The organism is Microcystis viridis FACHB-1342, assembly GCF_014698335.1.
Taxonomy (GTDB): Bacteria; Cyanobacteriota; Cyanobacteriia; order Cyanobacteriales; family Microcystaceae; genus Microcystis; species Microcystis ichthyoblabe_A.
In genome coordinates this window covers 1-7,008 of sequence record NZ_JACJSV010000114.1, presented here as the reverse complement: position 1 = coordinate 7,008, position 7,008 = coordinate 1, and the positions used below count along the sequence as shown (strand labels likewise).

Annotated in this window: 6 protein-coding genes and 1 pseudogene; all 7 read right to left on the bottom strand. The window is 44.6% G+C overall.

The window, feature by feature from the left end; genetic code table 11:
* Positions 1 to 230: 230 nt before the first annotated feature.
* Positions 231 to 568: pseudogene (locus tag H6G40_RS23570) on the bottom strand (ISKra4 family transposase); the annotation flags it as partial.
* 347 nt (positions 569 to 915) lie between these two features.
* Positions 916 to 2,388, bottom strand: coding sequence for a hypothetical protein (locus tag H6G40_RS22175; RefSeq protein ID WP_002736650.1), 1,473 nt, complete (start codon positions 2,386 to 2,388; stop codon positions 916 to 918).
* A 336-nt stretch (positions 2,389 to 2,724) separates the two neighbouring features.
* Positions 2,725 to 3,969 carry a M23 family metallopeptidase gene (locus tag H6G40_RS22170; protein ID WP_002735096.1) on the bottom strand — a complete coding sequence of 415 codons (1,245 nt, stop codon included), beginning with the start codon at positions 3,967 to 3,969 and terminating at the stop codon, positions 2,725 to 2,727.
* A 45-nt stretch (positions 3,970 to 4,014) separates the two neighbouring features.
* Entirely contained in the window at positions 4,015 to 4,728 is a 714-nt protein-coding gene (locus H6G40_RS22165) for a biotin--[acetyl-CoA-carboxylase] ligase (protein WP_042790744.1), read from the bottom strand.
* A 143-nt stretch (positions 4,729 to 4,871) separates the two neighbouring features.
* On the bottom strand, positions 4,872 to 5,516 hold the full coding sequence (locus H6G40_RS22160; RefSeq protein ID WP_002759710.1) for a histidine phosphatase family protein: 645 nt from the start codon (positions 5,514 to 5,516) through the stop codon (positions 4,872 to 4,874).
* A 49-nt stretch (positions 5,517 to 5,565) separates the two neighbouring features.
* Complete coding sequence (locus H6G40_RS22155) at positions 5,566 to 6,204, bottom strand: histidine phosphatase family protein (RefSeq protein WP_002736693.1); 639 nt, start codon at positions 6,202 to 6,204, stop codon at positions 5,566 to 5,568.
* A 397-nt stretch (positions 6,205 to 6,601) separates the two neighbouring features.
* The coding region (locus H6G40_RS22150) for a transposase (RefSeq protein ID WP_190538248.1) at positions 6,602 to 7,008 on the bottom strand (407 nt) is incomplete at its 5' end.

Genomic DNA, 7,008 nt, shown 5'->3' with positions numbered 1-7,008 from the left:
AATAAAGAGGTTTTGATAACCAAATTAAAGCAGCTCTAAAGAGTTTTGAGTTAAAAGTTAAACTTCAAGTTTTCATTCAGGACGAATGTACTGATTAACTAATTTTTTGGGGAAAATTAGTTAACCCATCATTATAACATATAATTAATTTGCAAGAGTTCTAATAATTAACTGAAAGTCCCTCCCATTATTGTTTCTATCGTTTGTTTTCGGATTTATGCAAGAGGTCTCTTGTAAGAAACCGTGGCACTTAACCTTAAACAACATTCCTCTAAAGCTGGACTAATTCTTTGATGGGATTCCAGATGTAAATACTCCGCTTGTTTTTCGGTGACGGGTAGTTGACCGATTATACTTTTTAGAATTCTTTCTCGTCCCGCTTTTGTTCCCGTTGTTTTTTCGATAAAAAAATTCCTAATTGGGGGGTAACATAATCTAAAGTCTGTTGTCGGATCGTTTTTTCAATATCCCCTAAACTGGCTAAGTCTTCGGGAGCGGCCTCTTGATAGAGAATTTCGGCGATTCCTCGGGCGTATTCTTGGAGTTTTTTCTGGTTTTCTGGGTTCATTGACCGTTTCCTCCTTTGATATATCCCTATTTTACTCGATTCTTCTACCGGTCTCCAGCGCACTCTTCTGCAAAACTGACTTGCTCCCAAGATAGACTCTCTCTCACCAGCCGAGAAATCCTTTGTCGAAAGGTATTATTTAATCTTTCAATAGGCGCGCTCTATCTGCACTGAATAGAATTTAACTTGGTATTACTAAGGCTGCGAATGTATGAAAACGCATCAATTGGGCAAAAGCTCAACAATGCTTTTTTAAGCTCCAAAAACCGCTATATTTGTAACCCAAAACAAATTAATTCTGATTAGAGTCAGTGTTTGTAGGCGCTTTTGCCGGTGGCGATTGATGTTCACTTATCGGAACTAGGAAGAACAATCTGTCTTTTACTTAGCTGTTGCCAAATATCTACTAGGAAAACTAGCAAGAATAGATGAACAGCACCTAGAAACTGATGTCTTTCAAAGATAAAGAAGAACTTGGGTAATAAGGGAATATTCGGTGGTTTTTGAAAACCTAAATACTGTTGTGCTTGTAGCACATAAGCATTAGATACTTGGGAATAAAGAAAACAACCGTAGGCAAAAGCAGCAAATAAAGAGGCGAGTAGGGCGCGTCTGGATATCAAGAAATCCTGATAGTAGAGCCAGATAATACTGATCAGGATAAAAGGATAACCTATATAGAGATAGCGCTGATGAGTGCCACTGAGAAGAATATTAAAACCTAGGTAACTTAGTCCATGGAAAAGGCAGAGAAGTACCATTAAATAGGTAGGATTATATTTAGGGCTAATCGCCTCGGTTTTGGTGGCGAGAATTTGCCAAATCTTGATTAAACCTGTACAGATAAGAAAACCCATGAAACCAGCATAGAGTAAAAGCCCTGCTTGGTGAGGGCTGATACCTTTTTTCCAGCTACCCAGTTGCAAATCCATAAAAGGTACTCGGGAGGAAGCACGGGGTTCTAAACCGAGAAATATCCAGATATTAAAGCCATTTCCTGAGATTTTGTCACCGTGACCACTACCAGATTTTAAGACAAAGAGGAAACTAGACTGAATCAGTCTGAGGGGAACCGCAAATAAGCTATCTAGGTAGAGGAAAAATCCGAGGCTTAAAAGTAGAGTTGCTCCCAGCCAGATTAAGCCTTTAGTCTGGTATCTTTGCTGGAATTTGTAACCTGTGGTGAGGATAAGTAGGGCAAAAAAGGGTAGGGAAAAAATAAAGAGTTGTTTAGTGAGAATAAATAAGACTAAACTAAACATCCCCAGGAGAAACCAGAGGATATTTTTGAGCAGAGTGTTTGTCTCACTCCAAGATTGGAAAAAAGCAATGGTCGCCAGAAGGCAAAATAATAAGCCTACGTTGTCAATCTGTCCCCAGAGAGAACCTGCCGCCCAGATAAATAGCACTAGGGTTATGCTTAAACCGATGATTACGGGGCGTTTGAATTTTAAGATTCTCGCTAGGTAGGTGAGAAGGAGAAAATTGACAGCATCAACAAATGCTAGGTAAAAACGGAAGTAGTAGATAGCTTCGGTTTTTTCGCTAATTCCCAATAGGGATTTTATCGCCGCAATTACGCCGCCACTCGCCAGTATACCTATACTAGGATAGTTGGGGACTTTGCGAGGACAATCCATATATACTTTACCTGCTGCGAGACAATCCCCCCATCTACTAAATTGGAAGACATCGGTAACGTGGTAAATGGGGAGAAAATAGACCAAAATAAAGGGTAGGGCCACTCCTAGCACATAGGCAAAGGGGATGAGGAAATTATTTTTTTCCCCTCGGTTGGTTGAGTCTAGAAAGTTTTTCATTATTTGGTAGGGTTTGCTGAAAAAGTCGCTCAAGTAATTGCAGGACTTTGCAGAACTGATACCATTTTTCTTTATTCGTGGCAGGTATCCCAGTCCCCTCTCCTTTTCTGGGAGAGGGGTTCGAGGTGAGGGTAATTAACCATCTCTGCCATTACTTTAGAAAAATGGCATGAGAGGCATAATAACAGCAATGGGGGAAATAGTTTCTCGAGTGTTTCTTGCTTACTAGCATCAAGCCAAGATGTAAGATAGCTTTTAAGGCTTCTTCCCTTTTCGGGGCGAGTTTTTTCACGAGAGATTTTAATTCCCACCAAAGATGTTCTATTAGCTCACCATTCAATTCTGATTAGAGTCAGTGGCTGTGGCCATTTGCATTCTCTGCACCAGATTATCGAGGGCTAATTCTAGATGCAAACCGGCATCCACGGCGGTCCAACCCTGTTCGGTTAGGTGTCGCCATTCAAAGTGTAGGTGCGGACCAGTAGAAACTCCCGTACTACCCACGCGACCGATAACCGCTCCCTGTTCCACCCATTCTCCCGGTTTGACGGTAATTTCCGAAAGGTGGGCATAACGAGATTCTTGACTACCATCGAGGTGACGCAAAATCACCGTTAATCCGTAACCTCCCAACCAGTCGGCGGTGGCCACTTCCCCTGCGTAGGCGGCTAATACAGGTGTTCCCATCGGTGCGCCTAAATCAGTACCCGCGTGCATGGCCCGATTGCCGCTGACCGGATGATTTCGCCACCCAAAAACCGAGGTAATTTGGGCAGGAAGGGCGAGGGGAAAGAGTAAATCGGTGCGTTGAGTTTGGTTAGAATCCGTGGGACTTAAACGGGTGGCCCGCTCATAGGTGGTCGCTTCGCTGATTGCTTCCACTTCCGCACGAGTCACCGGGGCCAAAGCTAATTTTACGCCATTCCATTCCGGGGGATTGAGGGCTACCACCTGACTTGGAATCACCGTCGGGGCGGCCAGACGTACTGGGGAGCTAGAAGCGACGAGAGTGGGGGCATAACGACGCAGGGAATTATGAGCGATAACCGGCTGATTTTGAGACCGCCGTCCTACCCGCACGGCCGGATTAGGATTGAGACGCACCCGGGCTAGATTAACCGGGGGTAAGGGTTTGGCCACAGTGCTGACCGGCTGACGACGGGAGGCCCGGGCCGCCAGATTACAGCTACCTCCTACCAGTTGACCATTTTGGGCGATGGTTTGGCAACCACTGCGGCGCTCGGTGACGACAACGGAACTGGGGGGGTTAAAGTTTCTAGTATCGATAAAGTTATTTTTACCGCCGGCCCGGGGGGCAAGGGTAGGCATATCGGTTCGATGGTTTTCGGGGATAGCCAGACGAGGGGCAGGATTAGTATTTTCTTTGATAACGGGGGCTTTTAGAGTCGGGGCGGCATTTTCCACTACCGAGGTTTCGCTGCCAATTTCGGAATTAGCGATCGCATTGGGAGCAAGAGTAATCAGACCGCTGACCACTAAACCGAGACCACTGCATAAACTCAGCTTCTTTTTTAAGGATTTTCCGAGAAAAAGTTTCAATATCACCGATGAAGGATACATAGGGCGGCCTCACTTCTCACAGTTTAGTCAAAAAAATATTTAGACTCAATTATAGCCGAGACTGACCCTACCGGCCGGTATATAGATTTCGCTACTGGCATTGTCCGAGGTTAATTTAACTTTTAATTCCCCTCGATCGCTTACCCCCGTTATTATGCCCTGATAGCCCTCAAAAACTATCTTTTGACCAAAATTGGCAAAAAATTCTAAATAGGAAGCTAATAGGGCTTTTATGCCGTGATTACAGTAATATTCATGGCCGTATAGGATAGCATCGCTGGTGAGAGAAGTTAACTGAGCGATCGAGGTACTTTTATTGCCAGTAAAAGCCTGTAAATTAATACCCGTGGGGGGGACAGGATTAGACCAATTGAGGCCTACTCCGATGACTGCTTGCGGGATTTTTTGACCCTGAATACGGGTTTCTAGGTTAATTCCCCCTAGTTTGCGCCCTAGTAATACTAAATCATTCGGCCATTTGATTTTAACAGGTATTTCCTGACAATTCAGGTGATGAGCGATGCCCCAAACTGTAGCGAGAACGAGATGGGCAGATTTATCCACCTCTAAATCCAGATTTAAAGCCAAAGATAAATATAATCCTCCCGGTTCAGAAATCCACTCCCGTCCCCATTGTCCCCTCCCGGCACTTTGTTGACTAGCAGTCACCACAAAAGGCGGATTTTCCCCCGACTCTAATAATTCCCACGCTTTAGTATTAGTGGAAGGTAATAGCTCAAAGTGATGGATTTTGGTCATAAATTGGAAGTGGGGAGATGGGTGTAGGGTGTAGGGTGTGGGGTGTGGGGTGTGGGGAGATGGAAAAAGATAATCAATAAAAGTAATCTCTTCAATACTGCCTCCTGTCTCCTGTCTCCTGTCTCCTGTCTCCTGTCTCCTGATTAGGTGCAAGGAAGAGAACGCAGGTACTCACTGAGGTGGGAACGTAAACCGATGCCATGGAAAAGCGGGCCACGACTGCCTAATTCGACAATACTGACAGCGGCTACGGGCATTTCAAATCGATCGCGATAACGGCCCACATCAATGCCCATCAGACTACAGAGCATGATCCGGATGGTGGCCTTGTGGGAAACGATCAAGATATTGCCATCACTGTGGGTGTGTTCAATTTCCTCCAAAACGGCCGCGGAACGACGGGCGATATCGATCCCCCTTTCCCCGTTGGGGGGGGCATTCCAAGCCGGATCCGTCAACCAGCGTACATAGAGATCATGATATTGACGATCGATATCGTTGGGGTGCATACCTTCCCAAAGACCATAACCGATCTCTTGTAATCCCTGGCGGATTTCTAATTTCAGTCCCACCGCTTCACAGAGAGGTTTAGCGGTTTGAATAGCTCTTTGGAGGGGACTGACGTAGGCCGCACGCCAAGGTAAAGAACGATAGACATCAGCGAATTCTTCCGCCATTTCGATGCCTTCGGCAGTCAAACCGGGATCATTTTCTGGAGTACCACAGTATCCTCCCGTTTTGCTATAGGCTGTCTGTCCGTGTCGCAGAAAATATAACATCAAGCACATAGTTTTTCAGGAGACCAAATCCGGGGCTTCCTTGGTTACTGTTGACTGGTTAGGTTCCCGCTCGCGAGCGCAGGTCATTGCGGAGGTGAGAGCGATCGCCCATGACTTGAAAGAGGGGACCATGTTCGGCTAATTCGACGATCGTCACCGAGGCCACGGGCATGGCAATTCGATCGCGATAACGGCCGATATCAATGCCTAAAAGAGAACATAACATGATTCGGATCGTTGCTTTATGGGAAACGATCAAAATATGGCCATCATCGTGATGATGGTCGATTTCCTCTAATACTTCCGAACTACGGCGAGCGATATCGATGCCTTTTTCGCCTCCTGTGGGAGAATTCCAGCCCGGATCTGCTAACCAGCGCACATAATCATCATGAAACTCCTGATTAACCTCGGCTGCGGTTTTTCCCTCCCATTGGCCGTAGGCAATCTCTTTTAATCCTTCCCGTTTGTGGATGGGAATACCCAAGAGTTCGCTTAAAGGGTTGGCCGTGGCCATGGTACGTTTGAGGGGACTGGAATAGATCCCTGTCCAAGGCACATCTCGATAGGCAAGGGCGAAATCCTTGGCCATTTCATAGCCTGCTGGGGTTAGTTCCAAGTCTAATCGACCGCAAAAACTACCCGTTTGACTGGCTGTGGTTTCGCCATGACGCAAAAAGTAAAGTTTTAGACTCATCTTTTGGGTGCATCTCAATATTTGTGACTCTCTCCCACTTATAGTGATAAGCAGAAGTTATTAAAAGAGGGCGAAGGCAATTCGCCGCTACAATCATCCTTTTTACCTTTTGTTTCTCGGTAATTCTCTAAATTACCACTATATTTGGGACACCTCGAATAAAAGATTTTGTTAAGAAAGTGTTGGTCGGGGAAATCTCCTTTATATACAGTGGTGAAGAGGGAATAATTCGCCAATTCAAAAATGAAACGCATCAACCTCAAGAGTTGACAAAGAAAGGCTCATCAGGTACTGTCTGATCATTAACAAAAACAAATCAGACCCAAAAACGAAGCCCTCAACATCTTAACATAGAACAAAGAAACTGGCTCTCCTGGTTTTCGTGTGTTAATTTTTGTTATAAATTAAAGCAAGCAAACAGCTTAAGTCGAAGATGTTCAAAATTGGTAAATCCATAACTCATTCTTTTAATAAGCTTGATTTTGGTATTCATTCCCTCAATTAATCCGTTGGTTATATGATTTTCAAAGTAATTACAAATACCAGGCAAATGCTTCTGGATCATGCTGGCACTACTTTGATATAATATCCCGCCTATTCTTATCCATTTTTCCAATTTTCTCTCAGCACCTCTGAACGTTCTACTACTTTGATAAATTTGTCTAATTTCTTCTTTCATTTCCCAGGCTATTCCCAAGCAGGGATGTTCTTTCAGGATAACTTCTAGTTGTTGTTTTTGCTCGTCCTTTAAGTCCTCTTTATTCTTCCATAATAAATGAGGTAATCCTTTTTCATGCACCCCCA

What these genes read in the sequence shown, in the direction of transcription:
- H6G40_RS22175 (WP_002736650.1), bottom strand. Translation starts at nt 2,388, where the DNA reads ATGAAAAACTTTCTAGACTCAACCAACCGAGGGGAAAAAAATAATTTC.
- H6G40_RS22170 (WP_002735096.1), bottom strand. Translation starts at nt 3,969, where the DNA reads ATGTATCCTTCATCGGTGATATTGAAACTTTTTCTCGGAAAATCCTTA.
- H6G40_RS22165 (WP_042790744.1), bottom strand. Translation starts at nt 4,728, where the DNA reads ATGACCAAAATCCATCACTTTGAGCTATTACCTTCCACTAATACTAAA.
- H6G40_RS22160 (WP_002759710.1), bottom strand. Translation starts at nt 5,516, where the DNA reads ATGTGCTTGATGTTATATTTTCTGCGACACGGACAGACAGCCTATAGC.
- H6G40_RS22155 (WP_002736693.1), bottom strand. Translation starts at nt 6,204, where the DNA reads ATGAGTCTAAAACTTTACTTTTTGCGTCATGGCGAAACCACAGCCAGT.